The sequence below is a fragment of the Ilumatobacter fluminis genome, assembly GCF_004364865.1.
Classification (GTDB): Bacteria; Actinomycetota; Acidimicrobiia; order Acidimicrobiales; family Ilumatobacteraceae; genus Ilumatobacter; species Ilumatobacter fluminis.
In genome coordinates this window covers 1,114,578-1,133,953 of record NZ_SOAU01000001.1, presented here as the reverse complement: position 1 = coordinate 1,133,953, position 19,376 = coordinate 1,114,578, and the positions used below count along the sequence as shown (strand labels likewise).

Sequence of the window (19,376 nt, the reverse complement as noted above, 5' to 3'; positions counted from 1 at the left end):
CATGCGACGAATCACCGAACTCGAGGTCGCCCGAGACCTGTGGGACCACCTGCCACTCGGCGTGTTGGTCATCGACGACCTCGGCGATGTCCGCATGGCGAACGAGCGGGCGCTCCTGATGACCGGTTGGAGTTCGATCGACGAGGTCGCCGGGCGCACGGTGTTCGACTTCATCGTCGACGACGATCTGGCGTTCGTGATGGCCGGCATGGACCGCAACGTCGACTTCTCCGGTGTCGTGCTCGGACCGTTCCGCTTGCGGTACATCGCTCGCGACGGCTCGACCCATTGGTCGGAGTGCTGGGCGTACGAGGCCCCACCATCGGTCGGCTTCGCCGGTCACGTCGTCACCCTGACCGGCGAGTCGGTCAGCGACGGCCTCAACACCGCCATGCGAGGCATTGCCTCCGGTGTCGAGTTGTGCACCTCGCTCGGCGAGATCGCGCAATCGCTCGAGAAGTTCCCGGTCGTCGCGACCTCTGCGATCCTGGCGATGGACGACACGAACGTCCTCGGCGTGGCCGGCACCTGGCCGCTCGACCTCGCACCGGCCGACCGGATGGACGGCACACCGTGGGCGGCGATCGCCACACACGGTGACGGTGGCGAGATCGGCATCGGTGAGCTCCCGCCGCAGTGGCGCGAGGCGGCACGACGCGCCGGTGTCAACGCTGTGTGGACCGCAGGGATCGACGTCGACGGGCGGCGGCGCGGCGTGCTGGTGATGTGGCGACGGATGTGTCCGCCGCCGACCCCGAACCAGCGTCGGCACATCGACGAAGCGCTCGCCGTCGCAGCGCTGGCCTACTCCCAACACGATCACCGAACGCATCTGGCCGAAGCGGCGCAACGCGACCACCTGACCGGCGTCGGGAATCGTGCCCGACTCGCTCAGGCGATCGACGACGGACTGGCACCGTCGGGAGTCCTGTACATCGACATCGACGACTTCAAGGCGATCAACGATCGGCACGGACACGCCGTCGGCGATCAGGTACTGCGCACGATCGCGACGCGACTCGACCACCTGCTCGGACCGCACGATCAGCTCTTCCGGATCGGCGGCGACGAGTTCCTGATCGTGAGCGGTGAGGCCGGCAGGCCCGTCGACGCCGGCCACATGGCGCACCTCGCTGAGCGAATGGTCGAGGAAGCATCGCAGCCGGCCCACGTCGGCGGCACGCACATCGACGTCGGGATCAGCATCGGGGTCGCCCACGACGCCGAGCGTCCGCACCTCGGCACGCTCATGGCGCGAGCCGATCGCGAGCTGTTCGGTGCCAAGCGCTCGGGCAAGCGCCGGTGGCAGGCCGACAGCGACCTGTTGCTCTGCTGACCCGTCAGGAGCGGCGGTAGGCGGCGGTCATCTGTTCGTCGACGAGTCGCTCGTACTCGGGATGCCGCTCGATCCAGCCGGAGACGAACGGACACAGCGGCACGATACGTCCGTTGCGCTCGGCGATGTCGTCGAGCGCCTCGCGGACGAGCACCGAGCCGAGACCTCGTCCTTCGCCGGCCGGAGCGATCTCGGTGTGGACGAAGATCCTGAGGTCGCCGGTCTGGGAGTACACGGAGGTGCCGAGCGGAACGCCGTCGACCGAGATCACGTACCGGTGGCGGTCCGGGTCGTGGGTGACGACCGGCGTCTCGCCCGACTCACTCGTCGAGCGGTCTGATCTTCCAGCGGCCATCGAAGAACCTCCATCGACGAGACGTCGACTGGAGGTTAGCCCGGGGGCGCGAGTGCGAGGGTCGGACGCAGTGCGTCGTTGCGACGGAACGATGGCTGGAAGAGATCCCCCAGCAGGACCGCTGCTGCTCCTCTGGCCCAGTCCTCGTCCTTCCACGGCTGCACGACCGTCTCGAGGTCGTCCGCGAGGCCGTCGAAGACCGCCGCCCGAAGGCTGTCGGCCAGGATGTCGCCGGTGGCGGTCACCAGTTCGACGCCTTCACCCGTCAGCACGATCCTGCCGGGGTTGAGGACGTTGACCAGGTCGGAGATCGCACGCCCGAGCACGGCTGCCGCGTCACGGAAGATCTCGAACTCGGCCTCGGCTGCGTCGGGCGACGATCGAAGCGCCGTGCGCAGATCGAGGTCGGAGCCGACCTCGATCAATCGCCGTTCGAGTGCCGGGTCGGCAACGATCGCCTCCAGACACCCGCGCTTGCCACACGCACAGTCCGGTCCCGCCGGGTCGATCGTGACATGGCCGAACTCACCGGCACCGCCCAGCGCCCCCCGATGGATGCGTCCGTCGAGCACCATGCCGAGGCCGATCCCTCGCCCGAGCGAGATGACGAGCAGGTCGTCGACGTCACGGCCGTGGCGGAACAGGTGCTCGTTGGCGACCAGGGCGTTGATGTCGTTGTCGATCACCGCCGGGAGCCCGGTCCGTTCGGCGACGAGGCCTGCGACGTCGACGTTGCGCCAGTCGAAGTACGTGGCATGGCGCACCGTTCCGGAACGTCGGTCGACGACGCCTGCGAGCCCGACGCCGATGCCGTAGACAGGGCGACCGTCCACCCGTTTCGACAGTCGAGCTGCGAGCCGGGCGATCGCGTCGACGACGTCGTGCTCGGAGCCGCCGGCGAGCTTGGTACGGGCACGTCCGACGATGTCGGCGTCGAGGTCGGTGAGGACGCCGATCGCCTCGCGCTCGGTCACCTTGACGCCGAGCACGAACCCGGCGCCTGCGTTGAGTCGGAGCAGGATCGGTTTGCGACCGCCGGCCGACTCTCCGGTCGCCGCCTCGTACAGCAGGCCGCGTTCGATCAGTTCGTTCGTGATGCCCGAGATCGTGGGCGCGCTGAGTCCGGTCATCGAGGCGATCTCGGTGCGTGACACGGACCGTTCGCGGCGCACCGCGTCGATGACGAGTGCCTGGTTGATCTCGCGGATCAGCTGCTTGCTGCCCGCCCTCACGTCCTGCACGTTCTCACCACCCCATCGCCCCGGCGGGGACGCTATCCCAGCCGGTGTTCGACGTCGTGCGTTGCGAGTCAGCCACGGATCACCCTGGCCAGAGCCTCGTGATCGGAGCGGACGAAGACGGGGATGCGGTGGAGCGGCGTGGCGACCTCGACGACCGCGTGAGCCTCGTGTCGCTCACCGGACGACGGGTCGATCCACGAGCCGGCCGGCAGTCGAACCGTCATCTGCTCGGTCCCCGGTTCGCACACGGGAGCGACGAACAGGCCGCGCCCGAAGAGGTAGTGCAGCGGTTCTGACCACGCCTGCTCGTCGGCCGGATCGTCGAACCACACCGGCCGCATCATGGGCACGCCGCGTTCGACGGCGTGGTCGGCTTCTGCGGCGAGATACGGCAGCAGCCGTTCGCGGAGGTGTGCGTAGTGACGGTAGATCTCGATCGGCGCCGGGTCGTCGTGCCGCTCGGCGAGGTTCCATGGCGTGCGGTCGCGATTCGGCAGCCGCCCGTGGTTGAACTCTGCGTGGTACTGCATGATCGGGCAGAACGCCGCCATGGCAGTCGAGCGGGCGAACAGTTCGACCGATGGGATCTCGCCGGAGAAGCCGGCGAGATCCCACCCCCAGAACGGGACGCCGCTCAGCCCGGCGTTGAGCCCGGCGAGGATCGAGGCGCGGAACGCCTCCCACGTCGAGTCCTCGTCGCCGGCCCAGTGGCACGGCACCGACCCGGCACCGGTGAAGCCGGCCCGGCTGAACGTGGTGCCGTCCACGCCACGATCGGTGAGCAAACGGTGGTAGGCAGCGGCGTACCGATTCGCGAACAGGTTGTTGGCGTCGACGCCGCGGCTGCCGTCGTGGTAGCGAAGCTCGTCGCCCCATGCGTGCTCGCCGCCGTCGGTCTTGAAGCCGTCGATGCCGACCTCGTCGAGCAGGTAGCGCCGTTTCGCGAGCCACCATTCGACCGCGTCCGGGTTCGTCCAGTCGGGCAACAACGCGTCGGTGAACCACCAGCCTCGGTTCCGGTACGGCGAACCGTCGGCTTCCTGGACGCACCAGCCGTTGGCGACCATGGTCTCGGCGTCCGCTGCGACTTGACCGGTGTCGCCGCGATCGGTCGGGACCAGCGGGATCTGCCACAAGAGCACCTTCACGTCGAGTTCGTGGAGTCGGTCGACCATCGCGACCGGGTCGGGCCAGCGACCATCCGCCGGGAAGGTGAAGTCGTCGAGGCGGTGGGGTGCTCCGTCTGGGTGCACGTCGTACTCGGCGTCGTTGAACGCGACGAACGTCGACTCGTCACTCCAGGCTTCGATCACGACCGCTCCGACCGGAATGTCGAGTTCGACGCTGCGTTCGACCTCGGCGAGCACGCGCTCCTGTGTGTTCCACTCGTTGCCGCTCATCCACGGGCGGAACACCCAGTCCGGCGGACGAACCGGCCGTCCGATGCGGTCGAGGTGCCGGTCGAGGAGTTCGGCGGGCGTTCCGTCGGGGATGTGGAGCGCAACGACGGGTCGGTCGTCGTCGATCGTCGTCTCGATCCAGAGGCGGCCGTTGTCGGTGTCGCCGACGTCGAACCAGACGCGGCGGGTGGTCGCCACGTGGAAACCCCACCCGGCGCCACCGATCACCATTGCGAACGGCGACGGGAGGTAGGTGCGGTTGCCCTGCTGCTTGTACTGCTCGAAGACGGTGGTGTCGAGGGTGTTCCCGCGCTGGTCGAGAGCGTCGAACCGTTCACCGAAACCGACGACCCGCTCGGCGGCGTCGAGCGGCAGTGCGAATCGGACACGGCGAGGTCCGTCGGCCGTGGTGAGGACCGAGACCGAGTCGGCCACGACGCGGTCGGTTCCCGTCACTGCAAGCACCTCGTCGGCTGCGGCAGCGACCCACTGCCCGGGCGCGGTCCTGTCGCCGTCGAACGAGATCCCGTCGACGGTGAACCGGTAGAGGAACGGCACGTCGGGCGTCGTCAGAACCGCCCGTCGAACGACCCGGTCGCCGATGTCGGGACGAGCGCCACTGGCGGCGGCGAGGTGCCCGTCGCCGGTCTCGCCGTCGCCGTACAACTCGTCCGGATCGACATCGACGAGGTCGTGAGAACCGAGTTCCGCGCCGGCGAGGTCGACGAGGTGGAGCCGTGCCGACGACGCCGAGGGGTCGGTCGTGACACGGATCTCGAGCGGCTCCCCCGCCACTGGTTGGACGGGGTGCCGCTGGTCGGGATCGATTCGATAGGGGTGACCGGATCCGAGCGGTCGGTGGGTGAGGGTCATGACGGGACTTCCGAGTCGAGTGGGTGGTGGTGGTCGGCGAGGCCGAGTGCGTCGGCGAGCGTGATGTACATGGCGTGTGACCAGAGCAGCGGGGTGGCGACCGGCCCCCACTTGTCGACCCAGACCGAAATGAAGTTCGGGTCGAGGACGTGATCGGTGGTCTGCTCGGGGAGCAAGCCGTCGGCGGTCGCCTGCGCGCACATCCACTCCAGGCGGTCGCGAGCGCGATCGTCGCGGCCGGTCGTCGCCTCGTACCAACCGACGAAGCCGGCGAGGACGACCCAGCGTCCACCGCCGAAGTACGTGTCGCCCAGATAGCGGTGCACGCCGTCGGGCGCGAGGTCGGCGACGATCCGGTCATAGGTCGCCTCGGCGATGTCGTCCTGCCCGTCGAGCGTTCGGAACGGGCCACACGCGGCGATCAGGCTCGCGTCGACGCGAGCGTCGCCGATCATCTTCGCCAGCCTGCCGTCGCCGACACAGCGTTCGAGGATCGTCTCGTCGAGATCGGCGAGCATGGTGGCTGCCGTCGACTCGGTGTCGGATCCGACGCCGAGTTCGGTCGCGGCGCGCACACCGGCGCCGATCGACGCGAGCGTCGACGTGTGCACTCGGTCGGCGTGTTCCTCCCACCAGTCGAAACACGGCTGGGCCCAGAACGCTGCGAGGTACTCGACGCACAGTTCGACGGCTGCGAGGAGATCGCCGTCGAGGCGGCCCCGGCCGTGGCGGCGCCGGTGCTCACCGAGCGCCCACATCCAGGTGCCGTACCCGTCGAGCTGGAAGTCCCACCACTCCTCGCCCGAATCGGCACCGTCGACCGTGAATCGGGTCGGCGGATGGTCGCCCTGCGGCACCGGCTCGCCGCGATCGGCTCGGCGCACGAGGGAACGGATGTGGTCCTGTCGGTCGAGCAGGGTGCGGGCGCACCAGTCGAAGAAGCGTTCTGCCGACCCGGTTTCGCCGACGCGACTCATCGCGTCGGCGATGAACGCACCGTCTCGCAACCACGAGAAGCGGTACACCGGGAACGTCGGCGACGCGAGGTACGCGCCGCCGACGTCCTGGTGTTCGGCGATGACCTGGACGCTTCGCGTCACGAGGTGACGCAGCTGGTCATCGTTGGTCATGAGGTCTCCGTTCAGCCGGCGATGGCGTCGACCTCGGCCGCCGCCTCGTCGAGGACCTCCTGCGGGTCGGCCCCGTCGAGCACGATCCGCTCGAGGGCCTGACCGACGATGTCCTGCATCTCGGCCTGACGTTCGATGACCGGCGGCAGGGCGATGTCGTCGAGCGCGTCGAAGACCGCCTGGCGGTTTTCCGGCGGGGTGATCTCGAGGTAGGTCGCGAAGGCTGCTTCGTCGTCGACGGCCGGCAGCTCCCAGCTCGACGCCAGACGGACGTCGACGGTCGTCGGCGAGCCGGTGAGGAACGCGATCCATGCGGCGGCGGCTTCGGGGTGATCGGTGCCCGCCGAGGCGACGGCTCCGTTCATGAACACCGCGTTGGCCTTCTGGGCCTGTCCGGGTTCGACGACGATGTCGTAGTCGACGCCGGACTCGTTGAGGCCGTTGAACTGCCAGATGCCGTTGTGCCACATGGCGAGCTTCCCGGACTGGAACAGGTTGGTGTCGAAGTCGGGTGTGCCGCCGATGTCGGCGAGCGTCGGCATGACCGTCCCGGGCTTGCCCGTCAGCCACTCCGCCGCGGCGACGCCTTCGGGGCTGTTGAACGTCGCGTTGCCGTCGGCATCGAAGAAGCTCCCACCGGCTTGTCCGAGCGCCTTGTAGAACTCGAAGAAGCTGACCGGCTGGTACGAGCCGTACACGCCGGCGTCGGCGTCGGTGAGCGCCTGCGCGGCGGCCATCTCGTCGTCCCAGGTCCAGTCGGCGGTCGGGTAGTCGAGGCCCGCCTCGTCGAACATCGTCTTGTTGTAGATCAGGACGACGTCGGAGAAGGTGGCGGGCAGGCCGTACTGGGTGCCGCCGTCGGTGAAGCCCTCCAGCGCGAGCGGGTAGTAGCGGGCGGCGTCGATCCCGCCGTCGCCGAGGTACGGACCGAGATCGAGCAGGGCGCCCGAGCGGGCATAGGTCACGAAGTTCTCGTAGTTGAGCTCGAAGGTGTCGGGTGCGGCACCGCCGGCGACCTGGGTCTGCAAGCTGGTGAAGTAGTCGTCGTACGAGGCGGTCTGCACCTCGATCGTGATGTCGGGGTACTCCTCGTTGAACGCAGCGATGATCGCGTCGAGATCCTCGAGGTGGTCGGGCGCCGCCGAGAAGGTGAAGTAGTCGATGGTGGCGGGTTCCATCGCGTCGGCAGGTTCGTCGCCGGACGACTCGTCGCCTGCCGGCTCGTCGCCGTCGTCGGCTGGTTCGTCCGACGTCTCGTCCGATGGTTCCTCGGCGGCGTCGTCGCTCTCGGCCGGTTCGTCGCTCGACTCGTCGTCGCTACCGCAAGCGGCGAGCACGAGCGTCGCAGCGGCGAGCGTCGCCACCACCGATCGGGTCCTACGTGTTGTCATGGTCGGGTCTCCCCCTGTGTCGTGGCGGGCGAACCCGCCGGAACTGAGATCGGGACGCGTCGCATCACTTCATGCCCGTGTAGGCGACGCTGCGGATCACCCATCGCTGGGTGAAGAGATAGAAGACGACGATCGGCGCGACGCTCATGACCGATCCGGCCATGACGACGTTCCAGTCGGTCGAGAACCGCCCGTTGAGCCGCGAGAGCCCGACGGGCAGGGTGACGTGTTGGTCGGAGGCCTGGGTGATGACGAGCGGCCAGAGGAACGAGTTCCACGTCGACATGAATGCGAAGACTGCGAACGTCGCGAGCGCCGGCTTGACGAGCGGCAACAGGATTCGCCAGAAGATCTGCAGGTGATTGGCACCGTCGATGACGGCTGCCTCGTCGAGTTCTTTCGGCAGCGCGAGGAACGCCTGCCGCATCAGGAACACACCGAAGCTCGACACGACGGTCGGGAGGAGCAGACCGGCATAGGTGTCGACGAGCCCCAGGTTGCGCATCTCGATGAAGAGCGGCACGACCACGACCTGGAGCGGGATCATCATGGTGGCGAGATAGAGGCCGAAGAGGAGACCGCGCCCTCGGAACTCGATCCGGGCGAAGGCGTACGCCGCCGTCGACGCCGTGAACAGTTGCAGCAGGGTCGACGCGATCGCGATCCCGATGCTGTTGAGCGTGAAGCGCCAAAAGTCGAACGCCTCGAGCACGCTGGCGTAGTTGTCGCCGGTGACCGGGTCGGGGATCAACGTCGGCGGGACCGCGCGGATGTCGGCGTCGGTCTTCAACGAGGCCAGCACCATCCACACGAATGGGCCGACCATCACGACGGCGCAGGCGACGAGCACGGCGTAGCGGGCGAATGATCGGGCTCGCCGGCGGTTCGGGCGCTGGCGTGCCGGAGGCGTGTCGACGGTCGAGGCGTCGGTGGCGGTCGCTGTGTCGCCGCCCAGGTGCACGGTCTCAGCCATAGAAGACCCACCGCTTCTGGAGCCGCATCTGGATCGCCGTGACCAGCAAGATGATGACGAACAGCACCACGCTCTGGGCTGCGGCGTAGCCGGCGCGACCGTACGAGAACGTGTTCTTCACGATCTGTTCGACCACCACCGTCGACGAGCCGGCGGGTCCGCCCTCGGTCATGACCCACACCTGGTCGAACACCTGGAAGCCGTTGATCAGGGAGATCACGACGACGAAGAACAGCGACGGGGTGAGGAGCGGCAAGGTGATCGAGCGGAGCTGACGCCAGCCGCTGGCGCCGTCGATCCGAGCCGCCTCGTACAGGGTCTCGTCGATGGCCTGGAGACCTGCGAGCAGGATGATCATCACGAAGCCGAGGTCTTTCCACGCCGAGGCGATGATCACCGACGGCATCGCCCACGTTCGCGAGGTCCACCAGCCCGGCCCCTCGATGCCGACCAGCCCGAGCCCCCAGTTGACGAGCCCGTCGCTCGGGTTGAGGAGCCACTTCCAGAGCAGGGCGACGACGACCCAACTGGTCACGACCGGCAGGAAGTAGATCGCTCGGAACACGGCGATGCCCTTCAGCTTGCGGTTGACGAGCACCGCGAGGGCGAGCCCGCCGACGATCACGAGCGGCAGGTAGCCGACGAGGTAGTAGAGCGTGTTCAGCAGCGCCCGGCGGAAATCGTCGTCCGACCACAGTTCGCGGTAGTTGTCGGCGCCGATGAACTCTGCCGGTCGGATGAGATTCCAGTCTTGGACGCTGACCCAGAGGGTGCCGAACATCGGCCCGATCGAGAAGGCGAGCAGAGCGATCAGGCTCGGCGCGAGGAACATCGACACGACCCCGAACTTCTTCCACCCGGTCATTCCGACCATGCCGTCACCCCCTCAGATGCGCTCGCTACTTTATTCACTGACAAAATAATCATGGCGTGCGCTTGCGGTCAACCCCACGGGGCGATCGGGGTCACTCAGTCGGCGACGAGGGCTTGGCAGGCGTCGATCAACGACTGGAGATCAGACTGCAAGCGCGGGTCGATCTCGAGCTGGTATCGGTGCGCCTCGGCATCGTCGACGCTCACGAAAACGGCGAGATCGAACGTGCGTGAGCTCTGACTGACGACATGAGGGTCGCATCGGGTGACCTCGATGCGGATCGGCAGATCAGCGCGGGTCCGGTCAGGATCGATCCGGAGAAGCGGCTCGCTGTCGGCCACCGGGACGAGCGCCAGGATGACGCTGCCGCTGAGCGACGAGACCTCGATGACCGGAACCCCCCGTCGACGGACGATCTCGATCGACGTCTCCATCGTCGGCCCGTCGATCGAACGCTGCGCCGACACGGCGATCGAAGCCGCGTCCTCGACGCGCTGCTCTGCGCATTCCCGATCTCGGATCTCGTCGAGCGGCGCCGGGTCGAGGCGAACCAGGTGCTCGACAGGTGGTCCGTCACCTTTGGTGAATGTCACGGCGACGGCAGCGGCCAGGTCGTCGCTCGAGGAGCATGCAACCAGCGCGCCGAAGTCGACCTGCACGTCGACCCGCTGGCCGGGCGCGATCACCGTGCGCTTCGACTCGGCAGCCAGCGGTTCGAAGTGGTCAGCTCGTACGGCGATCGACGAGATCGTGATCGGCTCGTCACCGAGGTTCGTCGTCGCGACGCTCAGGCGCCGGACGTGCCAGAGATACCTCGGGTAGTCGAAGAACATCTCGACGTCGATCGGCACTCCCCCGCCGATCAACGGGTCGGCGGTCAGCACGCTCGTCGGCGACACCGCCGTCGCCTCCGGCGGCCGCGGGTCGGCAGTGACGACAACGGACGGCATGTCGGTGCGCGCACACGACGCCGACACGGCTGCGCATGCGAGCGCTGACCCCACCGCCAGAACCCACCGCCGGTTCGTCACACTGCGACGGTATCGCAGGAGCGGACGACGAGATCAGCAGTCGGTGTCGACTGCTGAGCGCAGCGTCTCGATCGCCGCGGCCCCGTCGGCGTCGGCGTCGATCTCGGCTGCTGCGGCGAGCGCATCGCCCGGGGCCGTCTCGGCATCGGCCTCGACGGCAGCCGCCATGGAGCGATACCGGTCGGCGAGCAGGGTGGCTGCGCGGGCGGTGTCGGCGTCGGCGACGGCAGCCACGTCGTCGAGGCCGTCCGCGTAGGCACGGAACCCGGTTGCAGGGGTGCCCATGTCGTCGAGCGCATCGGAGACCCGGGGCAGGTCGGTGACGGCATCGCAGAACGCTGCGGCGTCGTACTCCGCCGGGACCGTCGTGACCACCGAGGCGTCGGCGTCGTCGGCCTCGTCTCCCCCGCCGGACCAGGCGACCACACCGCCGACGAGCGCCACCGCCGCGACACCCGCGCCGATCCCGTAGCCGACCCGGCGCCTGGGCGACTGAGCGTCCACGACGGCGTCTCCGTCGGGCTGATCGTCGTGGTTGTCGTTGCTCATGAATGAAGACTCCGGGGTGAGTTCGCTGGTCGTTCGATCATCGTCGCTACCACTTGGCATGGAACGGACCGAGGTGGAGGAAGCCGAAGGCGGTGAACCTGAACTCGAGGTAGACGTGCCCCTCGTACAGGTCGCTGGTGCCGATCTGCTCGAACTGCAGCTTGGCCGTCCCCTCGACCGACGCGAGCGTCGCATGGAGGTGCACCACCACCGCGCTCGCCGAAACGGCCACCTTGGCCTCGAAGCCGATCGTGATGGCGATCGTGTTCGGCCGTTCCGGACCGTGGAAGCCGAGGTCGAGCGCAACGAACACCTCGAAGTCGGCGGAGATCGCCACACCGAACCCGCCGGCGCTGAGACCCTTGTGGAAGCCGACGCCGACCGCACCACGGAGCCCGAGTTCGAAGTCGGTGACTTCCGCCGTGGGTTCCACTCGCACGTCGATCGAGGCCGACACGCCGAGCGTGGCCGACAACGGTCCGGCGATCGGCACGGTCACGGACCCACCGATCTCGATCCTCGCCTGGGAGTCACACGTCCCGCAGTAGGTGAATCCGAGTCGGAAGTAGACCTGCTTGGCCTTCTTGACCTCCTCGGCGGCCGCTTCGTTCTCCTCGGTCTCACGAGCCGCCTGCGTTGCCTCGGCGTCGGCGACCTGGGCCTCCGAGGTGGCGCGGTCGATGGATCGCGTCGCTTCGTCGTGCTCGACGATCGCACGCTGGACGTCGAGTTGGGCTTGGAACTGGTCGTGGAAGGCCTCGGCCGCATCCCGTTCGGCGAGCGCTCGGTCGAAGTCGTCGAAGCTCTCGCGTGCGCGGTCCTCGGCGTCCTGTCGACGGCGGGTCGCGTCGTCGGCTCGCTGCTGGGCGGCGTCGCGACGCTGCTCCGCTTCGTGCGACGCGTGTTCGTAGCGGTGTTCGCGACTGTGGGTCTCGAGGGCATGAGCGACGGCCAACCGCTCCCCCGACGACAACTCGCTGCCGAGGAACGACGTGAGATCGAGTGTGGCGCCGCCTCCTTGAAGGGCTCCGAAGCCGGCGTCGCCACCGCCCTCGCTGCTCACCATCACGAAGCCGTGCGCCGAGAATCCGCAACCAGCCGGGTAGTAGGCGAATCCGATCGATGCGGCGAGGAACTGGAAGTCGATGCCGAGCTCGAGCTCGAGGCCGTGCCCGAGGTGCTCCTCGAACTCGTCCTCGGGCTCTCCGTGCTCGGTCACGATGTTCGTGAGTTCGATCTGTCGAGTGTTGTCGTTGCCCGAGATCGCATCGACGGCGGCCTCGATGCCGTCGGGCAGCATCGGCACGACCTTGCCCTCGAGCTCGTACCACGTGTTGTCGTCGCCGGTTCGGTAGATCTCGCCGTGGAGCGTCGGCGGTTGCTGCCAGAACAGTGCGCACGTCACGGCGGTCGTGGCGAACTCGACCTCGGCACCGAACAGTCGATTCAGCTCGACGAGGTCGGTGCTGCTCGTGTCGCCCTCACCCGAGCTGTGGACCGGGTCGCTGCTCTCGCCGGTTTCGCCCGACTCGCCGGTCAGGGGTTCGAACCTGACCGAGAGCGACCCGCGCAGTCCGCGCATCGCGAACGCCTCGACGGTTGCCCCGAGTTCGGACTCCCTCGCTGCCGGATCGAACTCGCCGGTGAGCTTCACCGCGGCGCTGGAGTCGCCGATGCCGAGCGTGACGTTGCCGTCGACGGTGCCTTCGGGGACGCCGCCGATGCGTTCGATCCCGAGCGACGCCGTGACCGGGAGCCCGGCGAGCGTCGGCTGGAGCGTTGCCGTCGAGCCGTCGCCGGTCGCGAACTCGAGATCGCCGGCGACGTGTTCGCCACCGCCGAGGTGGTACTCGCCCGACAGCGCTGCGCTGGGCTCGCCGTCGAACGGTGTCGAGATCGCGATCGTCGCGACCAGTGCCGACTCCTCGGCGACCGCGCCGGTCATCGCGGCGTCGAGTGGCTCGTCGTCCCAGGTCACGTGCAGCGTGCCCCCGGCGAATCGGATCGAGAACGGCTCCTCGCTCGTCCCGTCGTACCGGACGAACACCAGGGTGTCGTCGAGGCGGTCGTCGCCGTGGAGGGGGAACGAGCGCTCGTCGAGGTCTCCCCAGAGCTGGGTGACCTCGCCGTTCGTGTACCAGCCGGTGAGTTCGACGTCGGTCGGCGTTCCGAGGATGTCGAGTCGCCCCCTCACGGTGAACGTGGTGTCCGTGTCGTCACCGGCGGTCACCGTGATCGTGACCGTCGCATCGTCGACGGTTCGATCGCCGAGCGGGAGCGACGCGACGTCGCCGGTGAACTCGATCGAGTCGCCCGAGTCGGCGCCGACGTGCGCAGCGACCTCGACGGGCTGATCGGCGATGGTGGTCGTTCCGGTGATCGCGGTCGACCAGTCGTCGACGGTCACGTCGAACTCGAACGTCACGTCGTCGAGCCTCACGTCGCCGAACCAGGCGGCGTCGGCCGATGTCGAACCGACGATCTCGAGCGGATCGACGCCCATCGCGGTCACGAGCGGATCGTGATCGGCGTCGGCAGCGACGAACCACGCGCCGCGGGGGCGGTCCCCGTCCGGCGTCGTGCAGTCGTCGGGGGCGATCACGATGGCGGCGTGCTCGAACATGACGAGGCCGCGTCCGCCGATGTCGACGGCCGGTCGGTCGGGGTCGTCGGCGTCGAGGTCGATCGTCGCACAGGGGACGGCGTCGCGCAGGCGCATGGCCAACGGGTAGGTCGTGCCCGCCAGCCCGAGTCCGTCGGCGAGGTGCTGTGGGAGCGTCGCGGTCGCCACGAGTCGTAACTCGTCGTGGTCGGTGGCGACCGTGAGTTCGACGGCGAGGTCATCGGCGTCGACACCCGCCAGACCGAACACGTCGACGAGTGCGCCTGCGTCATCGGTCGGCGTCAGTTCGGCGGAGAGGATGACCGCGTCGTCGTCGATCGTCGCTGCGCCGAGCGAGCCGGACAGGTCGAGTTCGACCGAGCCGGCGGGGCCGCTTCCGACCGACGCCGTCGACAGGACCGCCGTGCCACGCACGTGCGCCGTGACCACCGATCCATCGAGGGTCAGGTCGTACCCGACGTCGACGATCTCGACGCTCACCGCGGCGTCGTCGTCTCCGTGGACGAACCAGCCGTCGGGCGCTGCGACGTCGAGGGTGTACACCGTGTCGTCGAGCGAACCGTCGGCGGCGACGTCGAACGTGGCGAGGCCGCGAGTGACCTCGTCGGGGAGGCGTCCGGAGCGTCGGTACCGCTCCGGCAGCGAGAACTCGGCGATGCCGGTGACCACGTCGGCGGTGAGCGGCACGGTGACGTCGCCGTCGAACGCGAGCGGGTCGTACTCGGTGTCGGCGGTCGCGATGGCCAGAACCGTGTCCTCGAACACCCACCCGGGGCTCGGCTCGCGGTCACCGAGGGGTGTGGTCGCGACGGTCGCCGCGGGGCCGAAGTCGAGGTCGACCTCGTGTCGTTCACCGAGCAGGTCGGCAGATGCGGCTCCGGTTGCCGACACGACCCGGTCGGTGTCGATCGCGATCGAGAGGTCGACGTCGTCGAGGGTGACGGCCGGGGTGAGCGAGAGCGACGGGGCGCCACCGTCGAGTCGCCAGAGCCCGGAGGTCAGGTCGAAGCGTCCGGCGAGGGCGACGTCGGCTGCGTCGAGCACGGTCGCACGTGCGGTGAGGTCGATCGACGAGCCGCATCCGCCGGAGCACCCGACCGTGACGTCGACGTTCAGGTCGTCGACGACGAGGTCGCGAGCGAGCTGCCAACTGTCGAGCGCGCCCGTGGCGGTGAGGGCGAATGCGTCGCCAACCCCGGAGGCAGTTCCCTCGAACGAGACGGCCGGGGCACCATCGGTGAACGTCCACGGTCGGTCCGACGAGACGACGGCCGAGGGCGCCGTGGTCGGCGGGAACACGATGTCGAGCGCGAGGCTCGGACCATCGACCGGCTCACCGGGGGCCGGATCGTCGATGCGGGCCGGCGTCAGGGTCTCGGCGATGACGGTGGCGGTGCCGCTGCCCGTGACGCCGGCGCCGTCCCACGTGACGTCGAGTCGGTCGAGGCGGAGGCCGGGCGCCAGTGATCGGCTCGCTCCGAGTGCGCCGGCGACCTGCCATTGCCCGACCGAGTCGGACGCCGAGCGAACGGTGCCGACGAGCGGGACGTCGACATCGGCGATGCGGGCGACCCCGTCCGCGGCCACGACGAGGTCGGCCGATCCGTCCGGTGCGATCCGACCGTGCAGTTCGATCCGGCCCGTTCGGCCATCGGGAGCGTCGGCCGCCCCGTGCAGGACGACCGACTGTTGCGGGTGCGGCGGGTTGACCGGTTCGGGTTCGGGGTCGAGCGGCTCCAGCGGCTCGACGTCGTCGCCCGATTCCGGCACCGTCGTGTCCGGCGGCACCGTCGTGTCGGGCGGGATGGCCGTGTCGGTCGTGTCCGTCGGCGGCGCCACACGGAGACCGACCGGCTCGGCGGGCTCCAGCGCGCCGTACAGCACGGTCGCGGATCCGGGCCACCCCCCGAGCCCGGCGTAGGGAAGACCACCGACGGCGATGCTGCCGGTGACGGCCCCGAGTGCTGCGTCGGCTGCGAACGACACGCCCAACGGGGAGTCGAGCGGCGTCGGGGCGACACCCCAGGGGCCGGGGAACTCGACCTGTCCGGCGTCGAGGGTGAGACCGACGGCGGTGATGCGGCCCGAGGCGCCCGTCAGCGACGGCCCGCCGGGCAAGCGCGCAGTCGCGTCGGAGAAGGTGATGTCGATGGTCTCGTCGCACGGGCCGACTCCCGAAACGTTCGCGAGCGTCAGCACGAAGGTGGCGTCGGGGTTGGTCAGGGTGGCTTGGCCACCTGCGGCGAGTGCGTCGATCGCGTCACACAGGTCGTCGGGGAGCTGCGACGGGTCGTACGCCGTGAACCGGACGACGACGGACGACGACACCGTGCGACCGAAGTCGTCGGTCACCGTGACCGACACGGTCGCTTCACCGGGCTGCGGCGGCGCATCGAACGTCACGGACCCTTGATCGACGTCCGTCCCGGCCAGCAATCCGGAACCGTCGTCGGACCATGCCCATTGATACGGGGCGCCGGCCGACTCGGCGACCGCGCCGATGGAGACGGGATGGGCGACCTGGGCCAGGAGCACGGGTGCGCCGTCGGCGACGTCGACCGAGAGACCGTCGTCGGGCCACACGATGCGGTACGAGACATCGGCCGTGGCCGTTTGGCCATGGTCGTCCGTCGCAGTCAGCCGGAGTTCGAGGACGTCGGCGTCTTGTCCGGGGGCGAGGTCGGGCACGGTGAAGGTCCGGGTGGCCGAGTCGGGCTCGCCGTCCAGCTCGATCGTCGGCCCGGCGAGTTGCTCCCACTCGTACGTGAGCGGCTGGGTGCTGCTGCCGCCGGCCCAGATCGTGACACGGTCGCGAGAGGCGACGTCGCCGTCGGGGTTGCTGATGTACAGCTGGGGCGGGGCGATGACATCGGCCCAGTCCTGCGTTTCGGGTGTTGTGTCGGGCGTCGTGTCGTCGGGACGGGTGTCGTCTCCATCGGCTCCGCCATCGTCGCTGTCGTCGCTGCGGTCGTCGGACGAGTCGTCCGAGTCGCCGGAGTCGTCGGAGGTTCGATCGTCGTCGTCGGTCGCCGGCGACGACACGAAGACCGTCACGGTGTCGGCCGCCGGGCCGGCGCTCAGTTCGAACACGAACGGCACGGGGGCGTCGAGGTCGACGGGAAGCTCCGGCAGTCGGAACCGGACGGTGGGATCGTCGACCGATCGGACGGGGTCGTCGAGCCACTCGACCGGATCGGTCTCGACATCGCACTCGTCGCCGATGGTGTCGGACAGACCTGCGACGCACCGTTGGCGCCACGTCACGTCCGCCCGGCTCGTGAGGTCGACCTCACCGTGGAGGGTGACGACGGCGGGACCGACGGTGCCGTCGGATCGCCGAACGGGCGAAATGACGGAGACGTCGGGCCCGGCCGACACGGTCGCCTCCGCACCGGGATCCAGCGGGTAGCGGAAGCCGTCGCGCACGCCGCTCGTGTGGCGCTGTCCGGGTGCGTCGGTCCACGCCCACAGTTCGGCGCCCGGTGCCGGGTCGCCGATCAGCTCCAACGCCAGGGTGATCGTCGACGAACTCCCCGGGTCGAGCGTCTCAGTCCGAGCGCACACGGTGGTTCCGTAGGCGACACCGAGATCGGTCATCGTGCAGGTCCAGCCGTCGCCGGAGGCACCGACGAGGTCGGCGCCGGGTGGGGTCTCGACCACGACGAACTGTTCCGATGCGGCGGCGCCGCCCTCGTTGGCGATCGCCATCGAGATCTCGGTGGTCAGGCCCGGACGCGGTCGTTCTGCGGCGTCGAAGGCGACCGTGAGCACCGGGCCGTCGGCCACGGTCACGAGGTGCGCGTCGACGGTGTGGTCGTCGCTGATGTCGTCGTCTCCGGTGGTGGCACTGATCGAGATCGTCGAGGCGCCCGGCCCGGCCGGGGCGAGTGCGAGCGGGAGCCCGAGGGACTCACCGGGTTGGAGGTCGTCGTCCAGCACGTGGAGGCAACGAATCGTGCCACCGGGAGGAACCGATCCGGTGTCGCAGTCCCACGAGGGGCCTGTGGCCGCGACGTCGTCGCCGTCGCGGAACACGATCTCGGCGACGACGACGCTGGCGGCCGGGGCGTAGCGGCTCCCGGCGTTGTCGATCGTGATGACGAGGTCTCGGGGCTCGAACGCGCTGAACTCGATCTGTCCGCTGCGATCGCTCGGTGCGCCGTCGGCGCGAGCGACCGACGGGACGAGTTCCGTCGCCGTCGGGGTGGCGATGACGAACGACGCCGACATCACGCCGGCGTCGGCGTCGGTGGCGCCGTCGACCGAGGCCGCGAACACGACGTCCGCGACGCCCTCTGCTGCGTCGGTCGTGACGTCGATCGGCACGACGAGGTCGATTTCCTCACCGGCGGGGAGCGGCCCGTCGTGATCGAGGCGGCAGCTCGTGTCGTCGCAGTTCCACGACAGATCACCGGTCGCCGCCGGCCAGTCGAGTTCGACGCCGTCGGGTGCGGTCGCGGTGACGGCGAGCTCACCGTCGAGATCGCCGGTTCCGGTCGGTGTGATGGCGACCGTGACCGACTGCGATGCCGGAGCGAGCAGTGTGGACGATCGGAAGCGTGCGGTGACCGCCACCGTGTCGGTGACGTCGTCGACGACGTCGATCTCGTGCCGATGCGACGTGTCAACGTCGCCACCGTCCGACGTCGATGTCGCGTCGATGTCGATCGCGATCTCGGCATCGACGTCGAGGTGGTCGTCGAGGTCGGGTGCGACGTGGCTGATCGTGATCGGCGGGAGGAACTCGTACGGGGCGATCGTTCCGGTCCGGCGACAGAGTCCGTCGGCGCACGACCAGCCGTCGCCCGATGCGGTCGTGGGTTCCGTGAGGTCGAGGCCGGACAGGACGACCTCGGCGCCGTCCATCGGTTCGTCGCCGAGGCTCGTCACGGTCACGATCGTCTCGATCGGCGTTCCTTCGGCGACGAGTTCGACGCCGGTCACGGTCAGACCGAGGGCGGGCGATTCGAGCGGTGATGCGTCGTCCGGCCGATCGAGCGGCACCGAGATCGGCTCGAGGTCGTCGAATGCGGCCGTGACGCTCGAACCGGGTTCAGCGGTCTCGGGTTCCGACAACACCACGAGGACGGGAACGATGTCGGCACCACCCACGGGGGCGACATCGCCGCCGGCGGTCACGTACCGACACGTCGCGTCGTCGCAGCTCCACCCACGCCCGTCGGATGACCGATCGGGCGACGGCTCGGCACCGACCACCGTCGTGCCCGCCGGCAGGTCGGTGATCGAGATGGTGAGGGGTGCGGGAGCCCGACCGCCGGCGAGGAAACCGCCCGACAGCACCGTGGTGGCACCGTCGCGAACGCCCGTCGAGGATGCGAGCAAGCCGACCGGTTCGGTCGCCATTGGTTGGTCTGCGGCGAGGAGCGCCTCGAACTCGTCGAGATCGAGATCGAGGTCGCCGTCGTCACCGACCGGAACCTCGACCGGCGCGTCGGTCGTGGGCGGCGGTTCGTCGGGCGCGGCGTGCGCTGCCGTCGGAGCAACCGTCACCGTCGCGCACATTCCCATCACCACGACGAGCGCCATCCAGGCGCGCGTCGACCACCATCGTTTCACCTGAACCGCCGCGTTCACATCAT

At 69.0% G+C, this 19,376-nt stretch carries 11 protein-coding genes; 1 reads left to right on the top strand and 10 read right to left on the bottom strand.

What is annotated here, in order from left to right; all coding sequences use genetic code 11:
- Position 1: 1 nt before the first annotated feature.
- Complete coding sequence (locus tag BDK89_RS05005) at positions 2-1,336, top strand: GGDEF domain-containing protein (protein ID WP_133867899.1); 1,335 nt, start codon at positions 2-4, stop codon at positions 1,334-1,336.
- A gap of 4 nt (positions 1,337-1,340) precedes the next feature.
- Here the strand turns inward: BDK89_RS05005 and BDK89_RS05000 are convergent, their stop codons facing one another.
- The 10 genes from BDK89_RS05000 to BDK89_RS04955 all read right to left on the bottom strand — a co-directional run bounded on the left by BDK89_RS05000 (position 1,341) and on the right by BDK89_RS04955 (position 19,371).
- Positions 1,341-1,691, bottom strand: coding sequence for a GNAT family N-acetyltransferase (locus BDK89_RS05000; RefSeq protein WP_133867898.1), 351 nt, complete (start codon positions 1,689-1,691; stop codon positions 1,341-1,343).
- 35 nt (positions 1,692-1,726) lie between these two features.
- Entirely contained in the window at positions 1,727-2,923 is a 1,197-nt protein-coding gene (locus BDK89_RS04995) for an ROK family transcriptional regulator (RefSeq protein ID WP_243839098.1), read from the bottom strand.
- A gap of 77 nt (positions 2,924-3,000) precedes the next feature.
- On the bottom strand, positions 3,001-5,205 hold the full coding sequence (locus BDK89_RS04990) for a glycoside hydrolase family 31 protein (protein WP_133867896.1): 2,205 nt from the start codon (positions 5,203-5,205) through the stop codon (positions 3,001-3,003).
- Positions 5,202-6,335, bottom strand: a complete 1,134-nt coding sequence (locus tag BDK89_RS04985) for a glycoside hydrolase family 15 protein (RefSeq protein WP_133867895.1) — start codon at positions 6,333-6,335, stop codon at positions 5,202-5,204. Before BDK89_RS04985 ends, BDK89_RS04990 begins: the two co-directional genes overlap by 4 nt.
- 11 nt (positions 6,336-6,346) lie before the next feature.
- Entirely contained in the window at positions 6,347-7,702 is a 1,356-nt protein-coding gene (locus BDK89_RS04980; RefSeq protein ID WP_243839096.1) for an ABC transporter substrate-binding protein, read from the bottom strand.
- A gap of 88 nt (positions 7,703-7,790) precedes the next feature.
- The gene (locus BDK89_RS04975; protein WP_133867893.1) at positions 7,791-8,699 is read right to left on the bottom strand and encodes a carbohydrate ABC transporter permease; all 909 of its coding nucleotides are present in this window, start codon (positions 8,697-8,699) and stop codon (positions 7,791-7,793) included.
- Positions 8,692-9,573, bottom strand: coding sequence for a carbohydrate ABC transporter permease (locus tag BDK89_RS04970; protein ID WP_133867892.1), 882 nt, complete (start codon positions 9,571-9,573; stop codon positions 8,692-8,694). Before BDK89_RS04970 ends, BDK89_RS04975 begins: the two co-directional genes overlap by 8 nt.
- Positions 9,574-9,668: 95 nt before the next feature.
- Complete coding sequence (locus tag BDK89_RS04965) at positions 9,669-10,604, bottom strand: hypothetical protein (protein ID WP_133867891.1); 936 nt, start codon at positions 10,602-10,604, stop codon at positions 9,669-9,671.
- 33 nt (positions 10,605-10,637) lie between these two features.
- Entirely contained in the window at positions 10,638-11,153 is a 516-nt protein-coding gene (locus tag BDK89_RS04960; RefSeq protein ID WP_133867890.1) for a hypothetical protein, read from the bottom strand.
- Positions 11,154-11,199: 46 nt separating this feature from the next.
- Complete coding sequence (locus BDK89_RS04955; RefSeq protein ID WP_133867889.1) at positions 11,200-19,371, bottom strand: hypothetical protein; 8,172 nt, start codon at positions 19,369-19,371, stop codon at positions 11,200-11,202.
- Between the last annotated feature and the right edge of the window lie 5 nt (positions 19,372-19,376).